16 protein-coding genes and 1 pseudogene are annotated in these 26711 nt (G+C 64.5%); 15 read left to right on the top strand and 2 right to left on the bottom strand.

Features of this window, described 5'->3' with window-relative positions; all coding sequences use genetic code 11:
- Positions 1 to 248 precede the first annotated feature (248 nt).
- The 15 genes and pseudogenes from COCCU_RS13070 (at position 249) to COCCU_RS13005 (ending at position 23907) form a co-directional block, all read left to right on the top strand.
- The gene (locus COCCU_RS13070; protein ID WP_156232132.1) at positions 249 to 2192 is read left to right on the top strand and encodes an alpha/beta hydrolase-fold protein; all 1944 of its coding nucleotides are present in this window, start codon (positions 249 to 251) and stop codon (positions 2190 to 2192) included.
- Positions 2192 to 2734, top strand: a complete 543-nt coding sequence (locus tag COCCU_RS13065) for a DUF732 domain-containing protein (RefSeq protein WP_156232130.1) — start codon at positions 2192 to 2194, stop codon at positions 2732 to 2734. Before COCCU_RS13070 ends, COCCU_RS13065 begins: the two co-directional genes overlap by 1 nt.
- Before the next feature lie 4 nt (positions 2735 to 2738).
- Entirely contained in the window at positions 2739 to 3653 is a 915-nt protein-coding gene (locus tag COCCU_RS13060; RefSeq protein WP_156232128.1) for a cutinase family protein, read from the top strand.
- A 148-nt stretch (positions 3654 to 3801) separates the two neighbouring features.
- Positions 3802 to 5652 (top strand): FadD32-like long-chain-fatty-acid--AMP ligase, encoded by a 1851-nt coding sequence (locus COCCU_RS13055; protein ID WP_156232126.1) that lies wholly within the window; start codon positions 3802 to 3804, stop codon positions 5650 to 5652.
- 363 nt (positions 5653 to 6015) lie between these two features.
- Positions 6016 to 10854, top strand: a complete 4839-nt coding sequence (gene pks13, locus COCCU_RS13050; RefSeq protein ID WP_407924177.1) for a polyketide synthase Pks13 — start codon at positions 6016 to 6018, stop codon at positions 10852 to 10854.
- A gap of 107 nt (positions 10855 to 10961) precedes the next feature.
- Positions 10962 to 12512, top strand: coding sequence for an acyl-CoA carboxylase subunit beta (locus COCCU_RS13045; RefSeq protein ID WP_156232122.1), 1551 nt, complete (start codon positions 10962 to 10964; stop codon positions 12510 to 12512).
- A 538-nt stretch (positions 12513 to 13050) separates the two neighbouring features.
- Complete coding sequence (locus tag COCCU_RS13040; RefSeq protein WP_197088369.1) at positions 13051 to 14139, top strand: GNAT family N-acetyltransferase; 1089 nt, start codon at positions 13051 to 13053, stop codon at positions 14137 to 14139.
- A gap of 378 nt (positions 14140 to 14517) precedes the next feature.
- Positions 14518 to 15594 (top strand): annotated as a pseudogene (locus tag COCCU_RS14945) (glycosyltransferase family 4 protein); the annotation flags it as partial.
- A 156-nt stretch (positions 15595 to 15750) separates the two neighbouring features.
- A complete protein-coding gene (locus COCCU_RS14940; protein WP_407924176.1) occupies positions 15751 to 16797 on the top strand; it encodes a GNAT family N-acetyltransferase in 1047 nt (348 codons plus the stop codon).
- Positions 16797 to 17948, top strand: a complete 1152-nt coding sequence (locus COCCU_RS13030) for a GNAT family N-acetyltransferase (protein ID WP_156232116.1) — start codon at positions 16797 to 16799, stop codon at positions 17946 to 17948. The genes COCCU_RS14940 and COCCU_RS13030 overlap by 1 nt, the downstream gene beginning before the upstream one ends.
- The gene (locus COCCU_RS13025) at positions 17948 to 19489 is read left to right on the top strand and encodes a flippase (protein ID WP_231598783.1); all 1542 of its coding nucleotides are present in this window, start codon (positions 17948 to 17950) and stop codon (positions 19487 to 19489) included. Before COCCU_RS13030 ends, COCCU_RS13025 begins: the two co-directional genes overlap by 1 nt.
- Positions 19490 to 19514: 25 nt before the next feature.
- A complete protein-coding gene (locus COCCU_RS13020; protein WP_231598782.1) occupies positions 19515 to 20294 on the top strand; it encodes a polysaccharide deacetylase family protein in 780 nt (259 codons plus the stop codon).
- Positions 20291 to 21607: an O-antigen ligase family protein gene (locus tag COCCU_RS13015; protein WP_156232114.1), complete on the top strand. Its 1317-nt coding sequence runs from the start codon at positions 20291 to 20293 to the stop codon at positions 21605 to 21607. Before COCCU_RS13020 ends, COCCU_RS13015 begins: the two co-directional genes overlap by 4 nt.
- 68 nt (positions 21608 to 21675) lie before the next feature.
- Positions 21676 to 22797, top strand: a complete 1122-nt coding sequence (locus COCCU_RS13010; RefSeq protein ID WP_156232112.1) for a hypothetical protein — start codon at positions 21676 to 21678, stop codon at positions 22795 to 22797.
- The gene (locus tag COCCU_RS13005) at positions 22798 to 23907 is read left to right on the top strand and encodes a glycosyltransferase (RefSeq protein WP_156232110.1); all 1110 of its coding nucleotides are present in this window, start codon (positions 22798 to 22800) and stop codon (positions 23905 to 23907) included.
- A 126-nt stretch (positions 23908 to 24033) separates the two neighbouring features.
- Here the strand turns inward: COCCU_RS13005 and COCCU_RS13000 are convergent, their stop codons facing one another.
- Positions 24034 to 25083, bottom strand: coding sequence for a glycosyltransferase family 4 protein (locus COCCU_RS13000; protein WP_156232108.1), 1050 nt, complete (start codon positions 25081 to 25083; stop codon positions 24034 to 24036).
- On the bottom strand, positions 25083 to 26498 hold the full coding sequence (locus COCCU_RS12995; protein WP_231598781.1) for a sugar transferase: 1416 nt from the start codon (positions 26496 to 26498) through the stop codon (positions 25083 to 25085). The genes COCCU_RS13000 and COCCU_RS12995 overlap by 1 nt, the downstream gene beginning before the upstream one ends.
- Between the last annotated feature and the right edge of the window lie 213 nt (positions 26499 to 26711).

Below are 26711 nucleotides of genomic sequence, written 5' to 3'. Positions count from 1 at the left end.
TGCGAACTGCACGGATGGTTCCTGATATGCCCACATATGTTACGGAACCGTCGGTAGTGGCGATAAGAAGACGACAATCAAATATTGGGTGCTCCTGGAACTGGAGCCCAGCTCGCCGACTCTGGGGGAGGGGAACCTCCAGAGTCGGTGATCAGGTTCAGAACACAGTGCGCTGTGCCGGTTCCTCAAGGTTTCCGTCTGGGCGCCCAAGCTCTGCTCATAGTCACCTCGAATGCAAGGACAGATACATGCGCGACACCGCATCCCGTTTCTCCCGGCGGCGCTCCCTCTGGATCGCCGCAGCCGCCGTCCCCACCGCAGCGGCTCTCTCCCTGAGTCTGGCTGCTGGCCCGGCCACCGCCCAGAGCTCCATCGGCGGATCCAGCGGACTCAGTGACTACCTGCAGAGTGACACCCCGCCGGAGCGCTCCCCGATCAACACCGAATACCCGGAGATTGAGGGGCTGCCCGCAGGAGTCTCCGTGGACCGCGTTGAGTGGTACACCAACCGCCACCTCTCCATCTTCATCAACTCCGCGGCGATGCCGGACTCCCCGATCCAGGTCCAGATGCTGCTGGCCCGTGACTGGCATTCCAGCCCGGAGCGGGACTTCCCGGAGGTCTGGGCCCTGGACGGTCTGCGTGCCCGCGATGATGAATCCGGCTGGACCATCGAGACCAATATCGAGCAGTTCTACGCGGACAAGAACGTCAACGTGATCATGCCGGTCGGCGGCGAGTCCTCCTTCTACGCGGACTGGCAGCAGCCGGACAACGGCAAGCACTACAAGTGGGAGAGCTTCCTGACCCGGGAACTGATCCCGGTCCTGGAGAACGGTTTCCGTTCCAATGGGGACCGTGCCGTCAACGGCATCTCCATGGGTGGCACCGCCGCCGTGAACCTGGCTGAGCGCAGCCCCCAGCTCTTCGATTTCGTCGGATCCTTCTCCGGCTACCTGGACACCACCAGCATCGGCATGCCGCAGGCCATCACCGCCGCGCAGCAGGATGCCGGCGGTTACAACTCCGCCAGGATGTGGGGCCAGCCGGGTTCCCAGGACTGGATCGACCATGACCCGAAGCTCGGCGTCGAGGCGCTGCGCGACATCACCGTCTACGTGTCCGCGGGTAATGGCAACGATGACTACGGACGTGAAGGTTCCGTGGCCAAGGGCCCGGCCAACTACGCCGGCAAGGGTCTCGAGATCATCTCGCGCATGTCCACCCAGACCTTCGTCAACCGCGCCGAGTCCGCCGGTGTCAATGTCATCTCCGCCTTCCGCCCCTCCGGTGTCCACTCCTGGGAGTACTGGCAGTACGAGATGACCCAGGCATGGCCCTACATGGCTGAATCCCTGAACCTCTCCCAGGATGACCAGGGCGCTGACTGCGTCGCCATCGGCGCCATTGCCGACGCCACCGCCTCCGGTGTCATCGGCAGCTGTGTCAATGACGAATATGATGTCGCCGGGGGCGAGGGCAAGGCGCAGGACTTCCGCGCCGGTACCGCCTACTGGTCCCCGGAGACCGGCGCGCAGCCCCTCTTCGGCCGCATCAACGCCCGCTACTCCGAGCTCGGTGGCCCCAGCTCCTGGCTGGGCTTCCCGACCAGCGGCGAGCAGAGCACCCCGGACGGCAGAGGTAAGTACGTCCACTTCGAGAACGGCTCCATCTACTGGACCGCGCAGACCGGTGCCTACGCTGTCCCGAAGGACATCTTCAACCACTGGGGCACCCAGCGCTATGAGGCCGGGGATCTGCGTTACCCGGTCGGCGAGGCACGGGAGATCAACGGTGGTCTGATCCAGGAGTTCGAGAACGGTTACATCGTCCGCACCCCGGAGGGTGAGAACTACTTCGTCCGTGGCCTCATCGCGGAGAAGTACCAGGAGCTGGACACCGTGAACTCCACCCTGGGTTACCCGATCACCGATGAGAAGGTCCTCGTCCGTGGGGAAAGCGCCTTCCAGGAGTTCGAGAACGGCTACCTCTACTGGTCCGCCAGCACCGGTGCCCACTTCATCAAGCGTGGCGCCATCTTCGATGCCTGGGGCAAGAAGGGCTGGGAGCGCGGCGAATTCGGTTTCCCGACCGCGGACCAGACCAGCATCCCCGCCGGTGGTGAGATCGTCGAGTTCCAGAACGGCACGATCAGCCAGATCAACGGTCGTATCGTGGAGGAGCTCAACTAGTGCGCATCCCCCGGAAGTACGCCAGCCTGCTCATCGCGGGTGTCGCTGCCCTGGGCCTCACCGCCTGCGGTGGTGACGCGACCGTCGAAAATGATCCGGCCACGGAGCTGAGCTCGGTGGCACCGCTGACCCGGGAACCCGCCACCACCGAAACGGAAAGCGAGACCTCCACCGAAACGGAAGAAGGGGAGGAAGGGGGGGAGCGCAGCTCCACCTCGGCCGCACCTCCGGCCCCGGCTGAGCCGCTGCCCCAGGACGGTCCCGCCGAGGAGATCGAGGAGATCCCGACGCAGACCGTCCAGCGCACCCCCGGGGAAGAGGGTTACCTCACCCAGCTCAGCGAAAAAGAGATCGACATCGCCGGGGTGGAGGATCAGCTGATCGGAGCTGCCGACACGGTGTGCGAGTCCCAGGAATCCGGGAACCCGAATGTCATCGTCCCGGCGGTGGCCGGCCAGCTGATTGAGCAGGGAAAAACCGATTTGCCGGCGGAAGAAGTGGCGGCGCTGATTGAGTCTGCGGCGGAGTCGGCGTACTGCTAAGAGAATGAAAAAACTTTTCACGGTTCTCGCCGTCATCCTGGTGCTCGTGCTGATCGGCGTGGGCATCATGCAGTGGCAGCGGGGCAGCCTCACGGATCCCCTCCCGCCACTGGGTGGGCAGGACCCGACCGAGACCCAGGTGCAGCCGGATCACTGCGTGGATGTGCAGCTGATCGCGGCGCCGGGCACCTGGGAGTCGGCTCCCAATGATGATCCGCATAATCCGACCGCCAACCCCTGGTCCTTCATGCTGAGTGTCACCCAGCCGCTGCAGGAGCGTTTCAACCCGGCTGATGTCGAGGTGTGGACGCTGCCCTATACGGCGCAGTTCCGCAATATCAACGCCCAGCAGGAGATGTCCTATGACGACTCCCGCAATGAGGGTTTCGCGAGGCTGGAGGCCGAGTTGGCTGACACGCATGCGGAATGCCCCTTGACGGATTTCATCATCGCCGGTTTCTCCCAGGGCGCGGTGATCGCGGGTGATCTCGCCAGTCGGATCGGTAACGGTCATGGCGTGGTGCCGGCCGAACGCATCAGGGGTGTCGCCCTGGTTGCGGACGGTCGTCGGGAACCTGGTGTGGGCCAGGTCCCCGGCACCCAGGTCGGTGGGGTCGGCGCAGAGATCACCCTGCAGTCCCTGAACTTCCTGATCCAGGCGGTCGTCCCCGGGGCGACCATGCGTGGCCCCCGGGAAGGGGGATTCGGTGAACTCGATGATCGGACCTTCGATATCTGCGCCCCGAATGACTCCATCTGTGATGCACCGCGGGACCCCGGCAACGCCATCGCCCGCGCCCAGGCTCTGGTGGAGGCCAACGGTATCCACGCCACCTACGCCACCAATCCGGAAGTCATTCCGGGCGCCACCACCAACCAGTGGTTGGTGAGCTGGGCAACCCAGCTGGTGGAGCAGTAGCCACCATCATCTTCTGGTCCTGCATCTATGGTTGATGATGAGCTATGGATGCGGGAACCTGAACTGCTATATTTCAAAGTCAAAAGTAACAAATCGTTATCATATGAGGATGACGTGGTGGACACCCACGTGAGGATTGAGGAGAATCATGGATCTGCAAGCAGCTATGGGCCAGTTTTTCAATGACAAGGGCGAGATTGCTCTTGCTCCGCAGCTGACCCTCTCGGGTCTGGCAGAGCTGATGTACCAGGCGGACTTCGCCCAGGGCGGTGGAGACCGCAAGGTACTGCGATTCTGGGATTTCTCCGGTTCCCGCGAGGGTGAGGCCGTGGAGTACACCCGCACCGAGGTCAACACCCGCATCAAGGCGACCGCCGCACGACTGCAGCAGGTGGGGCGCATCGGGGACCGCGTAGCCATCCTGGCCAATAACAGCCCGGAGTACATCTTCGCCTTCCTCGGCTCCCTCTACGCCGGCATGACCCCGGTCCCGCTCTATGATCCGACGGAGCCCGGCCACACCGATCACCTCAACGCCGTCATCGGTGACTGTGCGCCGAAGTTCGTACTGACCAACTCCAACTCCGCTGCCGCGGTGCGTGAGCACTTCGCGGAGACCCCCTCCCGGGAGCGTCCCCGCATCATCTCCGTGGATTCCCTGCCGGACACCCTGGCAGCCTCCTACGAGAACCCGCTGACCACCCTGGCTGGCCAGCAGATGATGGCCTCCTCCCAGGTCATGCCCATCGACATGCCCGCCTTCCTGCAGTACACCTCCGGTTCCACCCGTAACCCGGCCGGGGTGATCCTCACCAACCGTTCCATCCTCACCAACGTGCTGCAGATCTTCACCGCAGCCAAACTGAAGATGCCGCTGCGCCTGGTGTCCTGGCTGCCGCTGCACCACGACATGGGCATCATCCTCGCTGCCTTCGTCACCATCCTGGGCCTGAAGAACGAGATCATGAGCCCCCGTGACTTCATCCAGCAGCCCTCCCGCTGGGTCACCCAGCTCAACCGCCGCGAGTCGGACAAGAACCTCTACACCGTGGTGCCGAACTTCGCGCTCGAGCTGGCCGTTCGTTATGGCAAGCCGACTGAGGGCCAGGAGCTGGACCTCTCCGCCATCGACGGCATCATCATCGGCTCCGAGCCTGTCACCCGGACCTCCGTGGAGTCCTTCGCCGAGGCCTTCGAGCCCTATGGTCTCAAGCGTGATGTGCTGCGCCCCTCCTACGGTCTGGCCGAGGCCTCCCTGCTGGTGACCACCCCGCAGACCCCGAACCGTCCGCTCTTCGCCAACTTCGACCGCGATGCCCTGGCTGAGGGCCGGGCCGAGGTCATCGAGGCTGACAATGACAAGGCGGTGGTCTTCGCCTCCAACGGCCAGGTCGTGCAGCCCCAGTTCCTGACCCTGGTGGATCCGGAGACCCGCGCCGAGGTCGCTGACAGCCTCGTCGGTGAGATCTGGGCCCACGGCCAGAACATGGCCGCCGGCTACCTGGAGCGCCCCGAGGACACCGAAGCCACCTTCCGCAACACCCTGGGTGAGCGGCTGGCTGAGGGGTCCCGCGTGGCGGATGCCCCGAACGACGGCTGGATGGCCACCGGTGACCTGGGTGTCATCCTGGACGGCGAGCTCTACATCACCGGCCGTCTGAAGGACCTCATCGTCATCGCGGGCCGTAACCACTACCCGCAGGATGTGGAGTACACGGTCCAGCAGGCCTCGGAGCACATCCGCCCGGATTCCGTCGCCGCCTTCGCCGTCCCCGGTGATGACGTGGAGAAGCTGATCATCATCGCCGAGCGGGACAACACCCGGGATGAGTCCGGTGATGACGCCGCCGTCGAGGCGATCCGCAGCGCGGTCTCCGGCAACCATGGTCTGGTGCCGGCTGAGATCCGCATCGTGGCTCCGGGTGAGATCGCCCGCAGCTCCTCCGGCAAGATCGCCCGCCGCGTGGCTCACAAGGCCTACGTGGCTGAGCAGCAGTAGGGGAGAACAAGCCACGACAGCCTCTGGTTCCGTTTCGGCGGCCCCGGAGGCTTTTGTGCTGGAATACCCTCTTTCACCCTTCGGCCCTCCCCTCAGGTTCGGTGGTGGGCGCCACGATTTAGGGGAGCGTGAGGAAACAGGGCACAATTGAGGGGAATGTGAATTAATGCCACACTGTGTCACAGGGCACAGCGGTGGCAGAGCGTCCCCGGGGGCACCCCCTCGGTGGGCGTGGTGAAACGAATCGGTGTGCGGCGGAGATATACCTAGGTTAGGAAGTATCTTTGCTGCACACCTCGAGAATATGTCAAAGGATGAGGCCTCCGTATGGATCAGAGCCAGTCTCCCGCGTCCCCGGCGCCCATGACCGTGGAAAAGCTCCGCGCCTGGCTGCGTGACTGGGTTATCGCCACCACCGGTCTGCCGGCGGAGGAGATCACCGATGATAAGCCGATGGAGAACTTCGGGCTCTCCTCCCGCGATGCTGTCGTCCTCTCCGGCGAACTGGAGAACCTGCTGGACGTGGACCTCGAGGCAACCATCGCCTATGAGTACCCGACCATCAATGCGCTGGCCAAGCGCCTGATCGAGGGGGAGGACCGCGCCACCCGCGCCACCGCCGCCAACTCCTCCCAACGTCGCCTCGGCGGCGGCGCCACCCAGGGTCCGGGCACCCATGACATCGCCATCGTCGGTATGTCCGCCCGTTTCCCGGGGGCGGGAAACCTGGAGGAGATGTGGCAGCTGCTGGTTGAGGGCCGTGATGGTCTGGGTGAGCTGCCCATCGGCCGTTGGAGCGAATACGCCGGTGACCCGGTGATGAGCCGGAAGATCGAGGACACCAAAACCACCGGTGGCTACCTCAAGGACATCGCCAGCTTCGACACCGAGTTCTTCGGCCTTTCCCCGCTGGAGGCGGCGAACATGGACCCGCAGCAGCGGATCATGCTCGAGCTGACCTGGGAGGCCCTGGAGAACGCCCACCTTCCGGCGAACCAGCTGCGCGGTGAGTCGGTGGGTGTCTTCTTCGGCTCCTCCAACAATGACTACGGCATGATGATCGCCGCGGACCCCGAGGAGGCGCACCCCTATGCGCTGACCGGCACCTCCAGCGCCATCATCCCAAACCGGGTCTCCTACGCCTTCGATTTCCGGGGTCCCTCCGTCAGCGTGGACACCGCCTGTTCCTCCTCCCTGGTGGCGGTCCACCAGGCGGTCCGCGCGCTGCGCTCCGGTGATGCTGATCTGGCGGTCTCCGGTGGCGTGAACATCCTCGCCTCCCCCTTCGTCTCCACCGGTTTCGGTGAGCTGGGTGTGTTCAGCCCCACCGGCAAGATCCACGCCTTCTCCGATGACGCCGATGGTTTCGTGCGTTCCGATGGTGCCGGTGTCCTGGTGCTCAAGCGTGTTGAGGATGCCCTGGCCGACGGCGATGAGGTTCTCGCCGTGATCAAGGGCTCCGCCGTGAACTCCGATGGACGCTCCAACGGCCTGACCGCCCCGAACCCGGATGCCCAGGTAGATGTCCTGGAGCGCGCCTACGTGGACGCCGGTGTGGACCCGGCCACGGTGGACTATGTCGAGGCCCATGGCACCGGCACCATCCTGGGTGACCCGATCGAGGCCACCGCACTGGGTGCGGTGCTGGGCCGGGACCGCACCCTGGCCAGCCCCACCCTGCTGGGCTCCGCCAAGACCAACTTCGGTCACACCGAGTCCGCCGCTGGTGCGGCCGGCCTGATCAAAGTCGTCCTCGGCATGACCAAGGGGACCATCCCGCCCTCCCTGCACTACTCCGACCCCAACCGCTACATCGACTTCGATGCGGAGCGCCTGGAGGTCGTGGAGGACCCCCGGGAGTGGCCGGCCTACTCCGGCCGCAAGGTCGCGGGTGTCTCCGGCTTCGGTTTCGGTGGCACCAACGCCCATGTGGTGCTCGCCGAGTTCGCGGCCGAGGACTATGAGTCCACCGCCCGTGGCCGCGGCTCCCAGCTGCATGATGAGGAGAACCCCAACGCGGTGGCTCTGCCGGTCTCCGGTCTGCTGCCTTCGCGACGTCGTGAAGCGGCCGCCGTGCTCGCCGACTTCCTGGAGGGGCGCGAGGACCAGGATCTGGTGCCGCTCGCCCGCTCCCTGGCCGGCCGCAACCACGGCCGTTCCCGCGCGGTCATCCAGGCCGGCAATACCGAGGAGGCCGTGAAGCGCCTGCGCCAGGTCGCGGAGGGCAAGGTCAGTGTCGGCATCGCCGCCGCGGACTCCCCGGATCAGGCCGGCCCCGTCTTCGTCTACTCCGGTTTCGGTTCCCAGCACCGCAAGATGGCCAAGGACCTGATCGTTCTTTCGCCGCTCTTCGCCGCCCGCCTGCTGGAGCTGGATGAGCGGGTGGACTTCGAGTCCGGCTGGTCCATCATGGACATCATCAATGATGATGAGCAGACCTATGACACCGAGACCGCCCAGGTGGCCATCACCGCCATTCAGATCGCGCTGACCGACCTGCTCGCCGCCTATGGCGCGAAGCCGGCCGCCGTGATGGGCATGTCCATGGGTGAGATCGCCGCCGCCTACGCCGCCGGTGGGCTCTCCGCCAAGGACGCCATGCAGATCGCCTGCCACCGTGCCCGCCTGATGGGGGAGGGCGAGAAGTCCCTGCCCGAGGATCAGCTGGGTGCCATGGCGGTGGTGGAGCTCTCCACCGAACAGCTCACCGAGCTGACCGAAACTGTCGCGGAACTCGCCGGCATCGAGCCCGCGGTCTATGCGGGCCCAGGCATGACCACCGTCGGTGGCCCCCTACCGGCCGTCAAGACCTTGGTCGCCCGCCTCGAGGAGGAGGGCAAGTTCGCCCGCCTGCTCAACGTCAAGGGCGCGGGCCACACCTCCGCGGTGGAGCCCCTGCTCGGAGAGCTCGCCTTCGAGACCGCCGGCATTGAGCCGCAGCCGATCGAGATCCCGCTCTTCTCCTCCGTGGATGAGGGCACCGTCTACCAGCCGGGTGCCGTGGTCCACGACTCCGAGTACTGGCTGCGCTGCACCCGCCAGGCCGTTCAGTTCCAGGCGGCCACCGAGCAGGTTTTCGCCGCCGGCCACAATATCCTCGTCGAGATCGCCCCGAACCCGGTCGCGATCATGGGCATGATGAACACCGCCTTCTCAGTGGGCCGCGCCGACGCCCAGCTGCTCTACGTGCTCAAGCGCAAGGTCGATGCCGCGGACTCCATCCGCGAGCTGCTGGCCAAGCTCTACGTCGCCGGTGCCCCCGTTGACTTCGGCCTGCTCTATGGCGACGGGAAGCGTATCGATGCCCCGAACGTCCGCTGGAAGCACCAGCGTTATTGGACCAACGCCCGCCCCTCTTCCGGTGGGGCGACCCGCCTGCCCGGCATCAGGGTCACCCTCCCCGGTGGTGCGGTGGCCTTCGCCGCCTCCGCCGAGCTGGCACCCTCCGCACTCGCCGTGCTGGAGGCCGCCGCCGCGGAAGCCCTGCCCGGCTCCCAGCTGGTGGCCTCCGAGGAGCACGGCACCCTGCCGCCCAATGGTGACCTGACCACCGTGGTCACCCGCAACCTGGGTGGCGCCTCCATCGCCGTCTATCACGTCGTCGATGAGCAGACCACCCTGGTGGCGGAGGGCTTCGCCGTCGGCTCCAACATCGACCTGGGTGGGCCCACCCCGAACCTGGGTGTGCAGTCCGTGGCACCTTCTGCCACCCCCACCACCGCAGAGGAATACAGCGACCTCACCGTTGAGGCGGTGCGCTGGGATCCGGCCTCGGGTGAGTCGGTGGAGGACCGCATGAAGGCCATCGTGTCCGAGTCCATGGGCTATGACGTCGATGATCTGCCGCGCGAGCTGCCCCTGATCGACCTCGGCCTGGACTCCCTGATGGGCATGCGCATCAAGAACCGCATTGAAAATGACTTCCAGATCCCGCCCCTGCAGGTCCAGGCGCTTCGCGACGCCTCGGTGGCCGATGTGGTCACCATGGTTGAGGCCCAGGTCGGGGGCCGCACCGCGGTTGCCACCGAAGCACCGGTCGAGGCCCCGCAGGTTCCTTCTGAGGTGGACGCCTCCCTGCCGCCCACCGCCGGTGAAGGTGTCGCCCCGGTGGAGGCCGCGGAATCTGCCGGCGTGGGGGTGGCCCCGCGTGATGCCTCCGAGCGTGCCGTCTTCGGCACCTGGGCAGGTATCACCGGCAAGGCCACCGCAGGCGTGACCAGCCCGCTGCCCAAGATCGACGAGGCCACCGCCACCGAGATCGCGGAGCGCCTCAGTGAGCGCGCCGGCCTGACGATCAGTACCGAACAGGTGCTGGCCGCGGAAACCCTGGAACCCCTGGCTGACCTGGTCCGTGAGGGTTTGGAAACGGAGGTGGAGGGCAATATCCGCGTGCTGCGGGCCCGCCCCGAAGGTTCCACCGCCCCCTCGGTCTTCCTCTTCCACCCGGCCGGTGGCTCCTCCGTGGTCTACCAGCCGCTGATGCGTCGCCTGCCCGCCGAGATCCCGGTCTATGGTGTGGAACGTCTGGAGGGCGGTCTGGAGGAAAGGGCCGCCCAGTACCTCGAGGAGATCAGCACCTACTCCGCCGGTCAGCCGGTGGTGCTCGGCGGCTGGAGCTTCGGTGGTGCCCTGGCCTATGAGGTGGCCGAGCAGCTGCGTGGGACGGATGTCGAGGTCGCCCTGATCGCGCTGCTGGACACCGTCCAGCCGGCGAACCCGATCCCGGACACCATCGAGGAAACCAAGAAGCGTTGGGAGCGTTACTCCGCATTCGCGGCCAAGACCTACGGCCTGGAGTTCGACGTCCCCTATGAGCTGCTGGAAACCGCCGGTGAGGAAGCCCTGCTGGCCATGCTGGAGCAGTTCCTGGGCAGCACGGATGCCGCCGCCCACGGCATTTCGGCCGGTGTGCTGGAACACCAGCGCGCCAGCTTCGTGGACAACCGCATCCTGGACACCGTCGACTTCGCCCGCTGGGCGCAGGTGAAGGTCCCGGTGCTGCTCTTCCGCGCGGAGGGGATGCACGCGGGTGCCATTGAGCTGGAGCCGAACTACGCCGAGATTGACCCGGACGGCGGTTGGTCGACTATTGTCGATGAACTGGACATCATTCAGCTCCCCGGTGATCACCTGGCCATCGTGGATGAACCCGCCATCGGTACGGTGGGTGCTCACCTGGCACGCCGGATCAACGAGTTCTAGGAGGCGGTCCCCGCCCTCCGCGCCGGGACCCCCGCTGGCTCTTGAGCCTGGGGGGGGACGGTGCAGGACAGGGGAACGAGAATGCACAGAATGGAGATGGAGTAGAAGTGACAGCCAGCACGACCGCGGAGAAGCTCGCGGACCTGCGCGCCCGCCTGGAGAAGGCCCAGGACCCGGGTAGTGAACGGGCACGTGCCCGCCGCGATGAGGCTGGCCGCTCCACTCCGAGACAGCGCATCAACCGCCTCCTCGACGAAGGCACCTTCATGGAGGTCGGCGCCCTGGCCAAGACCCCGGGCGACCCGGAGGCCCTCTACAGCGATGGTGTGGTCACCGGCTACGGCCGGATCGACGGCCGCCCCGTCGCCGTCTACGCCCATGACAAGACCGTCTACGGCGGTTCCGTGGGCGTCACCTTCGGACGCAAGGTCTCCGAGGTCATGGACATGGCCATCCGCATCGGTTGCCCCGTCATCGGCATCCAGGATTCCGGTGGCGCCCGCATCCAGGATGCGGTGACCTCCCTGGCCATGTACTCCGAGATCGCGCGACGCCAGATGCCCCTGTCGGGCCGTTCCCCCCAGATCTCCATCATGCTGGGCAAGTCCGCCGGAGGTGCGGTCTACGCCCCGGTGACCACCGACTTCGTCATCGCCGTGGACGGCGAGACCGAGATGTATGTGACCGGACCGAATGTGATCAAGGAGGTCACCGGCGAGGAGGTCACCTCCGCGGAACTCGGTGGCGCCCGGCAGCAGGAACTCAACGGCAATATCACCGCCGTCCTGGCCGATGAGAATGAGGCCTTCGACTACGTCCACGAGCTGCTGGAGCACCTCCCGTCCACCTGCTGGGATGAGGCGCCGGTCTTTGCGGCCCCCACCGATGAGGAGGTGGCTGAAGACGTGGATCTGGACACCTTCATGCCGGATGACACCAATGCCGGTTACGACATGATGGATCTGCTGGCCCGGGTCGGTGATGATGAGAACCTGGTGGAGATCCAGCCGAACTATGGCCCGAACCTGATCACCGCCTTCGGCCGCATCGACGGCAAGGCGGTGGGCTTCGTGGCCAACCAGCCCCTGCAGTTCGCGGGCTGCATCGATGCCGACGCCGCCGACAAGGGGGCGCGTTTCATCCGCACCTGCGATGCCTACAACATCCCCATCGTCTTCGTCGTGGACACCCCGGGCTATCTGCCGGGTGTGGAGCAGGAGCGTTCCGGCCTGATCCACCGTGGCGCCAAGCTGGCTTTCGCCGTGGTGGAGGCCACCGTGCCGAAGGTGACGCTGATCGTGCGTAAGGCCTACGGCGGTGCTTATGCGGTGATGGGCTCGAAGAACCTCTCCGGTGACATCAACCTGGCCTGGCCCACCGCCCAGATCGCCGTGATGGGTTCCGCCGCTGCCGTGGTGATGATCCAGGGCAAGCAGCTGGACGCCGCCCCGCCGGAGCAACGCGCGTACCTGAAGAAGGTCTTCATGGACTTCTATGATGAGAACATGACCAGCCCCTATGTGGCGGCGGAACGGGGCTTCATCGATGCGATGATCCAGCCCCGGGAGACCCGCCTGGCCTTGCGTCGTGCGCTGCGACAGCTGGAGACCAAGCGGGAGGAAGACCTGCCGAAGAAACACGCCATCTCCCCTCTCTAGCTACCTCAGGGTGGTGGGGAGAATCTCCGGGAAACGCCGGATCCCACGGGAAATTCCTTTCTGAGCAGGAATTCCCCGTGGTTTTTTACTGCCCGCCCTAGTTGTTCCACCCTTGTTTCCGGGGTTGTTCCGGTTTGTTTCAGGGTTGTTCCACCGCGCGCCTGCCCCTGAGTGGGATGTCTGAATATCATGTCCTCATCTCCGCTGAGCTGCGGCTTTCTCCCCTTGGGCAATAGGTGCGGGATGCTGCTCCACCTCAGCCCGGAATAATAAAGTTGCAGGTCAGCCGCTTAGGGTGCCCCAACTTTTGGGGTCTGTGGGCTCTTTCCCTGCCCGGGTGATAATGGGATTTGTTTATCACCCCACCTGAGTCTTCTGGATTCTGTCCCAGATATCCGGCCGGTCTGATTCCTGATCCCGGTCGGCCCTGGGCATCCCAGCTCGAGATCTCCCTCCTGGAAAGGCCATTCCGATGCGCCTTCTTTCCTGCCGTTCTAACTCAGTCCAGAGTCCCTGGAATGCCACCACCCCACCCCCGGTGGTGCTGCGAATCCACACGCAGGTGGACTGCCGGTTGGAGTGGGAGTGGGGAGAGCTGGCAGCTGCTACTTCCCGGGGTTTCGGGGCGCGCCCCTCCTATGCCCTGAGTTGGTTCCGGGAGTTGGGGAAGGGACAAATGTCGGTGGCCACCCTGCATCGCGGGGGTCAGCTCGTGGGACTGCTACCGCTGCACCGCCGTCGCCGCATGGGGTTGACGGTTCACCGTTGGTTAGGTCACGGCCTAGGCACGGTCGGGGAGGGGTTGTTCCACTCCCCGGGGGATGCGAAGACCCTCCTGGCAGGTCTGCGGCGGCGGGGCATGCTGCTCGAACTGACCCACCTGTGTGAGGACTCCCCACTATTTGCCGCGGTGCAGGAGGATCCCGGCTGGCACAGTAATTTCCACCTCGATGAGTACTGCCCGGTGATTGATCTTCCCGCCGGGACCCGGGCTGCCACGTTGCGCAGCACCAAGACCCTGGGGCAGTTGCGTCGCGCCCGGGCCAGGGTGGAGAAGGAACATGGGGCAGTGGGGTTCCAGGTGCTGCAGACCCCGGCGGAGTTCCAGGGGAGCTGGTCGGAACTGGCCCGGGTGGCGCAGGTGGCCCGGGCCGCTGATCCAGATGAGCGCAGTAATCTCTTCGATGGGGAATATGCGGCCTTTGCCCGGTATTTCCTGAACGGGGAGGCCGCGTCCGGGAATCTCTGCGTCCTCGGGATTCAGGTGGGCGGGCGGTGGGTAGGTTTCCAGGTGCTGTTGTGTACGGCGGGAAAGGCGGAACTCTGGTTCACCCGCTATGACCCGGATTTCTCCGCCCTCAAACCCGGGCACCAGATCATCGAGTATCTCTGTGATCATCATGAGGAACTCGGGATCGACACCTTCGACACGATGATCGGGCGTAATGCCTATAAGGGGGAGTGGGCCACCTCTGGTTATGAGGTGGGCACCCTGATCGCCGTCCCGGCCCATCTGCGGGGAGCCCTGGGTCTGCTGCAGGGAATCAACGGGGGTTATGACCTTATCCGGGAGGGCGCCGGCAGGTTGCGGAATTCCAGCCGGGGAGCAGCTTTAAACGGAGTCTGAACTTCCATTTCTCCTGGGGGAGGAATTTTCTCAGGATTGGTCGTGGCCCAGGTCTGGGGGGAATTAACTCTTCACCCTAAAACTAAGAATTTCCTTTGCTCCTGCTCGTGGGGTTGAGGGGATTGATATTTGGCCAAAATTTCAGCATTTATGCAGTTAAAACGAATTGAATCTCAATACCACCAATTCAGTGCCCCTGAATTTTGGGGCTGCAATAAGGGGTGCTTTAAGTGGTGTTTTTATATAATTTTAAGGCTATATTGTGTTCAATAGTGTTGATGGTCACATACGAATGAATCCTGGATCAGCGGTTCACCCCACTGATCGCCGGGGGACCGTCTCCTTTGAGCTTCTTCCCCTCCGGAAAGGTTTCGGCCCATGAGCCTCAGCCCCAGCCCACCCCGTTTCCTTTTCATCAACGAAAATATCGGTGGCCACCGCACCGTCCACGCCTCCTTCAGGCGGATCTTCGCGGGGCGCGATGATGTCGAGGTGGAATTCATCGACGGTCAGGATCCCGGTTTGATCGGTCGCCTGCTGCGCGCGCCGGTTCCCCTGCTGGCCAGCTGGGACCTGGATCTGCAACCCCTGCGTGGCCAGCTGGTGCATTCCTGGAATATGCGCCGCCGCGTCAGACGACGCCTGGCTGAGGGTGGCATTGACGCTGTCCACCTCTACACCCAGAACACCATGCTCGGTGGGGCCCGCCTGCTGCGTCAGATACCTACGGTGATCACGACCGACAGCACCGGCCGTCTCAACGTCTTCAGCATCCCCTACCGCACCCCGACCCGTTTCACCGCGGCCCTGAGCAAGCTGAACCCCATCTTCGAGCGCCCCGTGCTCAAATCCGCGGCAAAGGTTTTCGCCAACACCCGTAAGGTGGTTGATTCCCTCCACTCCGAGGACTACCTGATGCCGCCGGGCAGGGTGGAACACCTGGAGCTGGGCATCCATTCGCCCTACTTCACCCAACCCCTGCCGACCCGGGACGAGGCCGGGCGCCCCACCATCGTTTTCCTGGGCACCAGCCTGGAACGCAAGGGCGGCAATCTGTTGTTGGAGATCTGGCGGGAGGAACTCCGGGAGAAAGCTGATCTGACCCTGGTGACCCTGGAGGAACTACCCGCGGAACCGGGACTGCGGGTGATCAATGACCTCAAGCCGGGGGAGGGGCGGCTCTGGGAGATTCTGGCGGAGGCGGACCTCATGTGCTTTCCCTCCACCATCGACCAGGCCCCCAATGTCATCCTGGAGGCCATGGCCGCCGGCCTGCCGGTGATTGCCCACCCCAATGGGGCGATCCCGGAGATGGTCCTGGAAGGTGAGACCGGGTATCTGGTGGACTGCCACCAACGGGAACCCGTCGCCGCCGCCCTCCACCGACTGATCGATGATCCGCAGCTGCGCACCCGACTCGGCAGGGCTGGCCATGAGCGGGCCCGGGAACGCTATAACCTCAGCGATTCCACCGAGGTCATCGTGCAGGCGCTTATCGACGCCGCGCAGCAGGAGGCATCCCCTGAAACTGCCGCAATGACCGGGAATGCGAACCCCAGCAAGGTGGCGAAACACTTCGAAATCCACGGCACCCTGAGCCCCCGACTGCGGATGGAGTGGGAGGAACTGGCAGCCCGGCGCGGCACCCGTTTTTCCTCCCGCCCCGCCTATGCCTGGACCTGGTTTGAAACCCTGGGGAAGGGGGAGCTCGCCTTGGCGACCCTGCACCGTGATGGCCGCCTGGTGGCGCTGTTGCCGCTGCATAGTCGTCGTCGGCTGGGGATCACCGTCCACCGTCTGCTCGGGCATGGCCTGGGGACCATCGGTGAGGCGCTGGCCGCAGATGCCGAGGCGTTGAAGGATTTGGTGGCCGGGTTACGGCAGCAAGGTGTGTTACTTGAGCTGACCCATGTGCCGGAGGACTCTCCACTGCTGGCGGAACTACTCGTCGGGGACGGATGGATGGTGGACTACCAGCGGGATGAGACCTGCCCGGTGATGATGCTGCCGGAGGGTAGTACCGCCCAGGATCTTCGCAGCAAAAAGACCCTGAAGCGCCTGCGTGTCTCCCGGGACGCCATCTCCCGGGATCATGGCCCGGTGGAATTCGGGGTGATCCGCACTCCGGCTGGGTTGGCTGCCTGCTGGCCGGAGATCATCGCGGTCACCAAGGCTGCCCGCGAAGCCGATGAGGAGAACAAACTTAACCTCCTGGCCGGAGAATACAGTGAGTTCGGCCGCCGTTTCCTAGGGGAGGAGGCAGAGAGCGGGAATCTGCTCCTGCTCCTGTTGCGGGTGGACAGGAAACTGGTGGCGGTGGAGGTGCAGTTACGCACCGGCCAGCGGGAGGAGGCCTGGTACATCCGTTATGATCCGGCCTTCGCCAAACTCGCGCCGGGCCATCAGCTGCTTGAGTTCCTGGCGGATAACCATGATGAACTGGGTGTCTATGAGTCTGACCAGATGATCGGCACCAGCAGCTACAAGATGGACTGGCAGAACGCCACCTATGAGGTGGGTACTGTCTGTGCCTCCCCGAGAGAACATTCCTGGCAGCTGCCGCTGGCCCGTGGCATCCGTTTCGCCAGCGCCGGTGCACACCAGCAATACCGTGAGATCCAGCCCAAACTCGCTACTCTGACCGGAAAGTTACGCTGATGGACACCATTGACCGCAGAGCCCGGGGAGAAACCTCGGAGGCAGAGACCTCGGTTCTCGGGGAACGGTTCACCCTGCACGGCACCCTGAGCCCCCGACTGCGGATGGAGTGGGAGGAACTGGCAGCCCGGCGCGGCACCCGTTTTTCCTCCCGCCCCTCCTATGCCTGGACCTGGTTTGAAACCCTGGGGAAGGGGGAGCTCGCCTTGGCGACCCTGCACCGTGATGGCCGCCTGGTGGCGCTGTTGCCGCTGCATAGTCGTCGTCGGCTGGGGATCACCGTCCACCGTCTGCTCGGGCATGGCCTGGGGACCATCGGTGAGGCGCTGGCCGCAGATGCCGAGGCGTTGAAGGCCCTGATGTCGCAGTTGAGAGAAGCCAGGTTGGTGCTGGAACTGACCCATGTTCCGGTGGGGTCTCCGCTGCTGGCGGAGTTGCGCGCCGATGCGGGCTGGCAGGTCCACTACCGGCAGGATGACCACTGTCTGGGCATGAAACTTCCCGCCGGGACCCGTGCCCGGGATCTACGCAGTGCCAAAACTCTCTCCCACCTGCGTCGGGCACGCACCAGGGCCGAGCAGAAATTCGGGCCACTGGAGTTCGTGGTGATCCGCAGTGTGGCAGAACTGGACCGGCACTGGGCTGAGATGGTTCGCCTCAGCGAGGCCGCCACCGAGCAGGACAGAGTCAGGCGGCTTAATCTGCTGGGTCCGGAACACCTGGAATTTTCCCGCCGTTTCCTCACCTGGGAAGCGGAGCAGGGAAATTTATTCGCCGTGGCTGTGCTGTTGGACAAGGTGATGGCCGGTTGTGCGTTGCAATTGCAGAGCGGAAATCTGGCGGAGGGGTGGTTCACCCGTTTCGACCCGGAGTTCGCTGCCCTGCGACCCGGTCATCAGCTCATCGAGCACCTCGTTGATATTCATGATGCGGAAGGCATCACCCATGTGGACATGATGTTGGGCAGAAATGCCTATAAGGAAGAGTGGGAGAACTGCGATTATGCGGTGGGCACCGTATTCGCTGTCCCCCGGTGTAAATCCTGGCAGCTACCGGCGGCCCGCCTCATCCGGGGTGTCAGTGAGAAAGTCCATGGGCAGTTGGCTCAGTTCCGACCCAGGTTGAGCAACCTCCTCGGGAAGCGACGCTAATGGCCACCGTCGATCGTCAGGAACGGGTGTCAAGCCCTGAAGTTGAGAGTTCGGCAGCTGTATCCGCCGTGGCGGAGAATCAGAACCGTAGTGAGAACCGGCAGCTTTTCAACAGTTCCACCGCCATGATCATTGGCCGGCTGGGTACGGCGGTGCTGGGATGGGCCGGCAGCGTGATCATCGCGCGCACCTTGAGTGGTGATGACTGGGGTCGTTATTCCTTTGTCTTCGCACTGCTCGGCATCCTTGAGGTGGTCACCGATCTCGGGGTGGGCAGGGTGGTTCTGGCCCGGTTGAACTCCGGGAAAGCGGAGGAAGTGTCGAAGCTGGCGGGTTCCTTCATTGTGCTGCGCATTATGTTGGGCCTGCTCGGTTATCTGCTGGCGGTGGGTTATGCCTACTTCACGGGTCTTTCCCCCTTGGTGGTCACGGCTGCGGCTCTGGCTGGCACCACGGTGATGCTGGCAACCCCGGCCAATGCCTTCTTCGTGCTCTACCAGAGCAAACTCCGCCTGACCTACACCGCTTTCTGGGATATTGCCGGTCAGGTGGTGCAGTTCCTGCTGATTGTGTTGGTGGCGCATTTTCAACCGGTGCTGCTGGCTTTCCTGCTGCCGGCGATCGCCCGGGAGGTGGTGATTTTCCTGGGTAGGGGAGCGGGTATCCCGTGGCTCTACCCCAAGGAGTTCCGGCCCTCCTTCCGGCAGCCCTTCGCCTACTGGGGTGAGATGCTGCGGGAGGCTCTGCCGATCTCCATCGGTTTTGCGCTGTTGACCGCCCTGGAGCGGATCGACATGCTGATGTTGCAGCGCCTGGACACCTATGAGGCGGTCGGGTTATATGCCATCGGCTATAAATTCTCGGATCTGCTGGCACTGGTGGTGGGTGCTCTGGCGGTGCCTTTCACCACGGTGCTGGTCAAGGCCTGGCCGGATCATCCGGAGCAGTTCCGCACCCGGGTATATCAGCCCCTGGCGGTGGCGATCCTGCTGGGTGGCCTGGCCACGGTGCTGTTCTGGTCGGCAGGTAAAACAGTGATCGTGCTGCTCTACGGACAGGAGTTCATCGGTTCGGCTTATGCGGCCTCCCTGATGGTCACCGGTTCCGCACTGAATGGTTTCACCTTCATCGTGATCGCAGCCCTGGTGGCGGCACGCAAGCTGAGGATCTTTCCGCTGATCGCGCTTTTCGGCCTGGGGTTGAATATCGGGTTGAACTTTGTGCTCATTCCGCTGCTGTCGATCAACGGTGCTGCCCTGGCCACCCTGTTCACCCAGGTGGTGATGCTGCTGGCGATGTTGCTGCTGCTGCAGTTCAGCCTGCAGATCCCCCGGGTCGCGCCCTGGGGGCTGCTGCTGCGGCAGGTGCTGGTGGTGAGTGCGGTTGCGGTGCCCGCCCATCTCCTGGTCACTGAGCTGGGGCAGAACTGGGTGCTGGTGGCGCTCGGTGCGGCACTCAGTTACCTGCTGATTTCGGCGGTGGCGGAAAGACGGGGCAGTCAGGTGTTGTGGCAACGGATCCGCCAGGCGAGCGGGAAATAAGTAGCAGGAATCCAGGAGAAGAAGCATGACCATGACAATGCCCAGTTTTACCCCGGCCAGAACCAGGCTCGGCACCTCCGCGGTGGTGCTGGCCTACCACGACATCATCGCCGATGAGGACCTGCCCTATGAATATGCGGTGAGGGTGTCCACCTTCCGCCACCAGCTTCAGCTCGCTCAGCGGTGGGGCTATGAGTTCGTCCATTTCTCGGAACTGAATGAACGCCTGCGGCGGGGGGAGTCCGTGGCAGGTCTCATGGCGATCACCTTCGATGATGCCCTGGTGGGGGTGTACCGTCATGCCCTGCCGGTCCTGGTTGAGCTGGGTCTGCCCTGGACTCTGCTGCCGGTCACTGATCATCTGGGGGTGCATCCCCCCTGGTGGGAGCCCGCTGCGCGCACCATGACCCTGGATGAGATCCGGGCGGCGGTGGCCGCCGGCGCTCAGCTGGCCGGGCACAGCAGCACCCATCTCTCCCTGCCTCAGATGTCACCTACCCGGGTGGCTGCGGAGCTGCTGCATTCCCGGGAGCTGCTCAGCCGCTGGGGTGGGCGCCAGGTCCAGGATTTCTGTTATCCCTTCGGCCACCAGAACCCCTGGGTGCGCTGGCAGGTCCGGGATTCTGGTTATCGCAGTGGCTGGACCTTCACCAATGGTCGTTGCCACGGTGGGGATGATCCCTTCCTCTATCGCCGGATGGCCATGACCGAGGAACTCAGTGGCCTGCGCTGGGCAAAATTTCTGCTGCGCCCCCGGTGGAGCTGGCCGGCCCCGGCCGACCTTTCCGGGGAGGTGTGGTCATGATCGCGGTGCTCGCCACCCTCGCCTTATGTCTGCTGACCTTCCTGCTGGGGGTCAGACGCCCCCAATGGGGCCTGTTGACCATAGCCACCCTGGTGCCCTTTGATGGGGTGCTCTATATCGCCCCCATGCTGCTGGAACCCTGGAAGGAGTTGGCGGTGCTGACAGTGGCTCTGGCTGCCTGCATCGCACCCCGGAGTCGGGACCGGGTCACGCTGGTTCCCTGGTTGCCGCTGGCCGGTGTGCTGGTGCTCTACGGAAGTCTCTCCGGTGTGCTGGTGCTGGGTATTGCCGCCGCATTCCCGATCAAGATCGCCTACTTCTACCTGATCCCGGTGCTGATCTGCTGCTTTTTCCCCTTCACCCGCCGGGACAAGGATCTGCTGATCAGCCTGCTGCTGGGCACCGGCCTGGTCACCGCGCTCTTCGGCTTGTGGCAGCAGGTGGTCGGGGGGTGGGCCTTAGCGGACCTGGGTTATGAATGGAATGAGCACATCCGCACCACTGGGCCGCTGCTGCGTAGTTTCTCCACCTTCAATCAACCCTTCCCCTTCGCTTTCTTCATGATGCTGGTGTTGGTGATGGGGGTGGCTGTGGCACTGGCTGAACCGGACCGCTGGCGTTCCCGGATCTTCTGGCTGGTCTCCCCGATCCTGCTTGTCGGCATGGCCTCCTCGGTGGTGCGGGCCGCACTCATCGGGCTGCTGGCGGCTCTGCTGGTGCTCGGGGTGGTGATGTACCGCTGGATCCTGCAGCTCCTCGCCGGGTTCCTCGGGCTTGTCGTGCTGGTGCTGCCCCTGGCATTCCTGGCGGATCAGGAAGGGCGGTTGGCGGCGATGTTCTCCGCCACCAGCCTCCTGGACCGCGGCGGGCACTGGACCCAGACCCTGCCCCAGATGCTGGTTCACCCCTTCGGCATGGGACTGGGCACCACCGGTTCCTCCGCGGAGCGGGTGACGGAACTCTCCGGTTCCCTGCAGGGGGTGTACCAACCCGATAACCAGTACCTGAAGATCGGCCTGGAGCTGGGACTACCCGGCCTGGTGCTCTATGCGCTGGTGATCGGCATCGCCATGATGGTGCTGCACCGCCTCATCCGGATCCAGCAGGACCCCCTGGAACGGGCCTTCACCATCGGCACGTTGGCGATGCTGGTGGCAGCCCTGGGGTCCGCCATCTTCGCCACTTACCTGGAGATCTTCCCCCTCGACTTCTACTTCTGGCTGCTCCCCGCAGCCGCCGCCGGTGTGAGCCGGACCGCCGCACCTCAGGTTGGCGGGTGGATACCGCGGCGTCGCCAAGCACAACCCGCTTGACGACGCCCCCCAACCGCCCCACCGTCTCCCCCCCCGACCACGCAGCATCCCCTGAAAGGTCCTAGCGCATGTCAGATAGAAACCCGCCGGTCCCCGCACCCCTGAACCTCGGACTGATCTTCACCGCTTTCCGACGCGCCCTGCCAGCCGCCCTGCTCGCCGCCCTGCTCACCGGGGGGATCACCGCTGCCGCCCTCACCCAGGTGCCGGAAGAATATGAGGTGAGCACCCAACTCTCCCTGGGCCACCCCGGGGACATCGAAAGTGACCCCGAGATTCTGGCGAACCTGGTGCCGCTGTTCAGCCAGATGATCAGTGACAACCAGACCCGGGAGGCCGTCCAGGAGACCACCGGGGTGGCTGAGCCCAAGCTCAGTAGCGCCGAAACCAGCGTCGCCGGGGTGGTCACCCTCAACACCCGGGGGGAGAGCGAAACCCAGGCCAAAGCCATCGCAGATGCGGTGGTGGCCTCCCTGCAGACCCGCGGCACCCAGATCTACAATGACTCCATCGCCGCCCTGGAGACGGAAACCAACCGACAGACCGAGGCCCTCCGGGAACAGATCAACCAGCGCCGGGCCGCCGATCCGGAAGCCGATGTCTCGGAACTGGAAACGGCCATCCTCATCGCCCTGGAAGAAAGCCGGGCCGCCGGAATCCAGAACATCCAACCGATGGTGCTCTCCCAATCCGATAATGCGGGCCAGGCGGTATGGCCGCTCCCCCTGGCCACCTCCCTGGTCGCAGCCCTGCTGGCGCTCCTCCTGGTCGACTTCGCCCTGGGCATCTGGTTCCTGCGGCGACGCAGCCGCGCCGACTCCCTCTGGCTGAGATCCCTCGGGCAACGTCTGGGGGCCGACACCGAGCTGGCCCACGGTGGCAACGGTCTGACCCCCAAAGCCGAGGCGCGGGCCGCCGCCGCCCTCTCCCGCGGTAAAGAGGTGCTGATCCTCGGGGACGTCGAACTCGGTGACGCCTTCCACGCCTATGAGGAGGACCGGATCCACACCGTCAGCTGGCGGGACCGCTGGTGGCGGGAGGTTTCTCCGGCCGCACTCGGCCTGGGCATCGTCGTGATCGAACAGGGAGATAAACAAGCCCGCCACGCCAGCATCGCAGCGGACCGGCTCACCGAAAGTGGAGTCCCCACCTATGTGGCACTCCGCAGCAAGAAAAGAAATGAGAAATAGATGACCCCCAAGATTGCACTCGTCCATGAACGGTTCACCGATATCGCCGGCAGTGAACACGTGGTGGCCGAACTGGCCGCCCAATGGCCCCAGGCCAAGATCCACGTCCCCTTCGCCCGCCCCGAAGGAATCCCCGGGGGCCTGCTGGACAGAGTGGAAACCAGCTCCCTCCAACCCCTCTACAAAGCCCTCGGCAAACGCAGTTACGCACCCCTGCTGCCCCTGGTGCCCTCCGCCATGAAACACGGCACCCTGCGGAAAAGCGAGGCAGATGCCGTGGTGATCAGCCACCACGCCTTCGCCCTGGCCGCCCTCGCCGCAGTGGACGCCCCCTCCGTGGCCTACGTCCACTCCCCGGCGCGCTGGGCCTGGGACGACACCTTCCGCCGTGATGAAGCCAGCGGAACCCTCAACACCCTCGCCCTGAAAGCCCTGGCCAACCGGGCGCGGGCCAACGAGAGCAGATATGCCCCCAAGGTCACCACCGTGGTGGCCAACTCCACCGCGGTCCGGGAGCGCATCGAAAACTGGTGGCACCGGGAGGCCACCGTGGTCCACCCACCCGTCGACCTCTCCTTCTTCACCCCTGACCCGGCGTTAAAGAAAGAGGACTACTTCATCATGGTCGGCCGCATGGTGCCCTATAAGCAGGTACCGCTCGGGGTGAGGGCGGCGGTGCGCGCCGGGGTCCGCCTGATCGTCGTCGGAGAAGGCCGGGACCTGGGGAGAGCCAGAGCGGTGGCGGGACCCAATGTGGAGTTCCGGGGTCGTCTACCGGGTAAGGAGATGCGGGACCTGATACGTGGGGCCAGGGCCCTGCTGATGCCCGGGGAAGAGGACTTCGGCATCGTGCCGGTGGAGGCCATGGCCTGTGGTACCCCGGTGATCGCCCTCGGGCGGGGCGGAGCCCTCGACACCGTCCGCCCCGGGATCTCCGGTCTGCTGGTGGACGGGGAGACGGAGCAGGAGGTGGTGGAAAATCTGGCGGAGACGATGAAGAACTTCCGGGATGACACCTTCACCACCCCGACCCTGGTGGACTGGGCGCAGCGCTTCTCCCCGACGGAATTCCGCCGGCAGATGGACGGGCTGGTCACCGCGGTGCTCTGAGCCCCACCCCAGGCAGCCGCAGTTCCAGGAATGACGAAGCTCCAGGCATGACGAAACCCCCTCACCCCCATCCTGTGAAACACGAGGTGGAGCAGAGGGGGACCTGAAATGTTCTGACCCAGATTCCTAGAGCAGCTCCCGGTAGACCCGTGCGGTGGCCAGCGCCGTGGCCTGCCAGTTCAACCAACCCACCCGCTCCGCGGCGCAGCGGCGCAGCTCGGCACGGGCGGGAGAATCCTCCAGCAATGACATCAGGGCCTCCCGCCACACCTTCGGATCCAGGCCACTGACCACCACCGCACCCTTGCCCACCGCCTCGGGGATACCACCCACCGCGCTGGCCACCACAGCGGCACCACAGGCCATCGCCTCCACCGGGGGCAACCCGAAACCCTCATAGCTGGAGGCATAGGCCACCACATGAGCAGCCCGGTAGAGTGCCGGAATATCCGCCAGATCCACATAACCCAGCCCCAGGGAACCGGCGGGACGATCCGGACCATCGGTCCGCCCACCCGCCAACACCAGGGGAATACCGGAACCCTCCAGGGCCGCGTTGACAACCTCCGGCTTCTTCCGTGGCTCCAAGGTGCCCAACTGCAACACAAAACGCTCCGGCAGACGATATTTCTCCCGGACCGCGGCCACCGCCTCCTCCGAAGGCACCCGCGCCCAGGGGGCGGGTGCCAACGGAGTCACCGTGGACTCCCGGCCCAACAAAGCCTTCACCCGCTCAGCGGTGAAATGGGACACCGAGATGATCACATCTGCCCTGCGAATACTGCGCCTGAGCAAAAGCTGCTCACCCCGGGCCCGCACCCTCGACATCGCCCAGGGGGTGTCAAACGCCGACATATCATGCACCGTGGACACCGTCGGGCAGCGCTGCGCGATCGGCAGATCCACATCCAGGCCATGGAAGAGCATGGCCCGGCGCACCGGAAGCAGACCCTGGAAGGCACGCCGGGCCCCGGAGCTGGGGGTGTGAGCCAAGGGCAGGACACTATCGGGGAGTTCCCCGGCGGCGTCCTCCTGAACCACCGCAGCCAGAGGTGGAAGTTCCCTGATCCGGGAGAGTGCCCGGATCAGTTCCCGCTGGTAGGTCTGCACTCCGCTGCCATTGGGCCGTAGGGCCAGTGCCCCGAATATCAGGTGGTCATGGTCGAGGGGAATCATCAGCCTCCGCTTCCCTTGAATACCGCGATGAAGGTGAGCATCAGGATTTTGGCGTCCAACCAGGGGGACCAGTTCTCGATGTAGTAGTTGTCGTAGAGCACCCGCTCCTTGATGCTGGTGTCACCACGCAGCCCATTGATGGCGGCCCAGCCGGTCAAGCCGACTGGGACCCGGTGCCGGGCATCATATCCGGGGATTTCCAGAGCGAACTTGTCCACGAAGTAGGGGCGTTCCGGGCGGGGACCCACCAGGGCCATGTCACCCCGGAAGACATTGTAGATCTGGGGCAGTTCATCCAGGGAGAACTTCCGCATCATCGCACCCAGGGGGCGGAGTCGTTTATCACCGGCGATATTCCACTGGGAATCCGACTCATTGGGATCCGCGGGGGTCAGGGTCCGGAATTTCAGCAGCTCGAAAGGTGCTCCGTCCAACCCGATCCGGGTCTGGCGGAAGAGCACCGGGGCATCCGGGGTGTCACGTTTGACCAGCAGGGACAGCATCCCCAGCAGCGGGGAGAGGGCGATCAGGGCGATGCCGCTGACCAGGATGTCGAAGGGGCGTTTGCAGAACCAGGTCAGGGAGCGGAAAGCCGCCCGGGAGACATGGCGTAGGGGGATTGCCCCGATCATCTCGGTGGATTCGTCCCGGTTGTGATATTCCGGCAACCGGGGAATGAGGTAGAGCTCTGCGTCTTCCCGGATGCAGGAACGCAGCACCCGCAGAAGCTTCTCGTCGTCATAGCAGCCGAAGGCGATGATCACGGTGTTCGCCCGGTAGCGGCGGATCAGGTCCGGCAGGTTGGAATCCAGGGGTTGGAGCGCTACCCCGGGGATCCCGGGGCCGGGTTCCTCCTCATTGTGGAGCACAGCCACGGGGTGAAGCCCGAACTTCGGGGAATTCACCAGGTTCTGTGTCAGCTCCCGGGCCAGTTCCCCGGAACCGAGGATCAGGGTGCGACTGAGCAGCTCGGGCTTCTGTGAGCGTCGGATACGCAGGAACACCGAGACGGTGATCTTGGAGAGCAGCAGGCCTCCCACGATCGCGAGGGAGAAGATCGCGTTGTCGGTGACCTCGGCTCCGGGGTGCAGCAGCGGGTAGACGATGAAGGGCGCGATGGTGCCGACCAGCAGCAACCGGGGAAGATCATCCAGCACCGAGATGGAGAGGCGGAAACGGTAGAAGTGGGGCACCGACATCAGGAAGAGGGTGATTCCCAGGGCGTTTAATACGGGGAGAGAGTCGGTGAGCAGCAGGCAGACCATGAAGACCACGAAGGCATCGCTCAGACGTTGCAGCGGGTCGGTGATCTGCCTGCCGAGCAGCACATACCACCGAGTGGAGGTGTGAATCTTCTGCAGCGAATTATTCAGCACAGTCTGTCGGGCCGAGGCGCCCGGATTTCCGGTGACCATATTAATTTTCCATGCCTTTACAGAGGTGATCCGCACAACCGGGAGAACCAGATGGGTGCCGCCGAGCGTGGGGGGAAGGCAGTTGGGTGAGCACTTTTTCTCCTATCATCCAAAAGCCGCGTGGGGGTGAAACGAAACTGAGACACCGAAATCTTCCTCGGGTTACAGCGAATCATCTGGGAAGGTGGAGTTGTCTGGGCTGGGCCTGCATTT

The organism is Corynebacterium occultum, assembly GCF_009734425.1.
GTDB lineage: Bacteria > Actinomycetota > Actinomycetes > Mycobacteriales > Mycobacteriaceae > Corynebacterium > Corynebacterium occultum.
The sequence above is the reverse complement of the archived record's forward strand: the minus strand, read 5'-3'. Positions and strand labels throughout refer to the sequence as shown.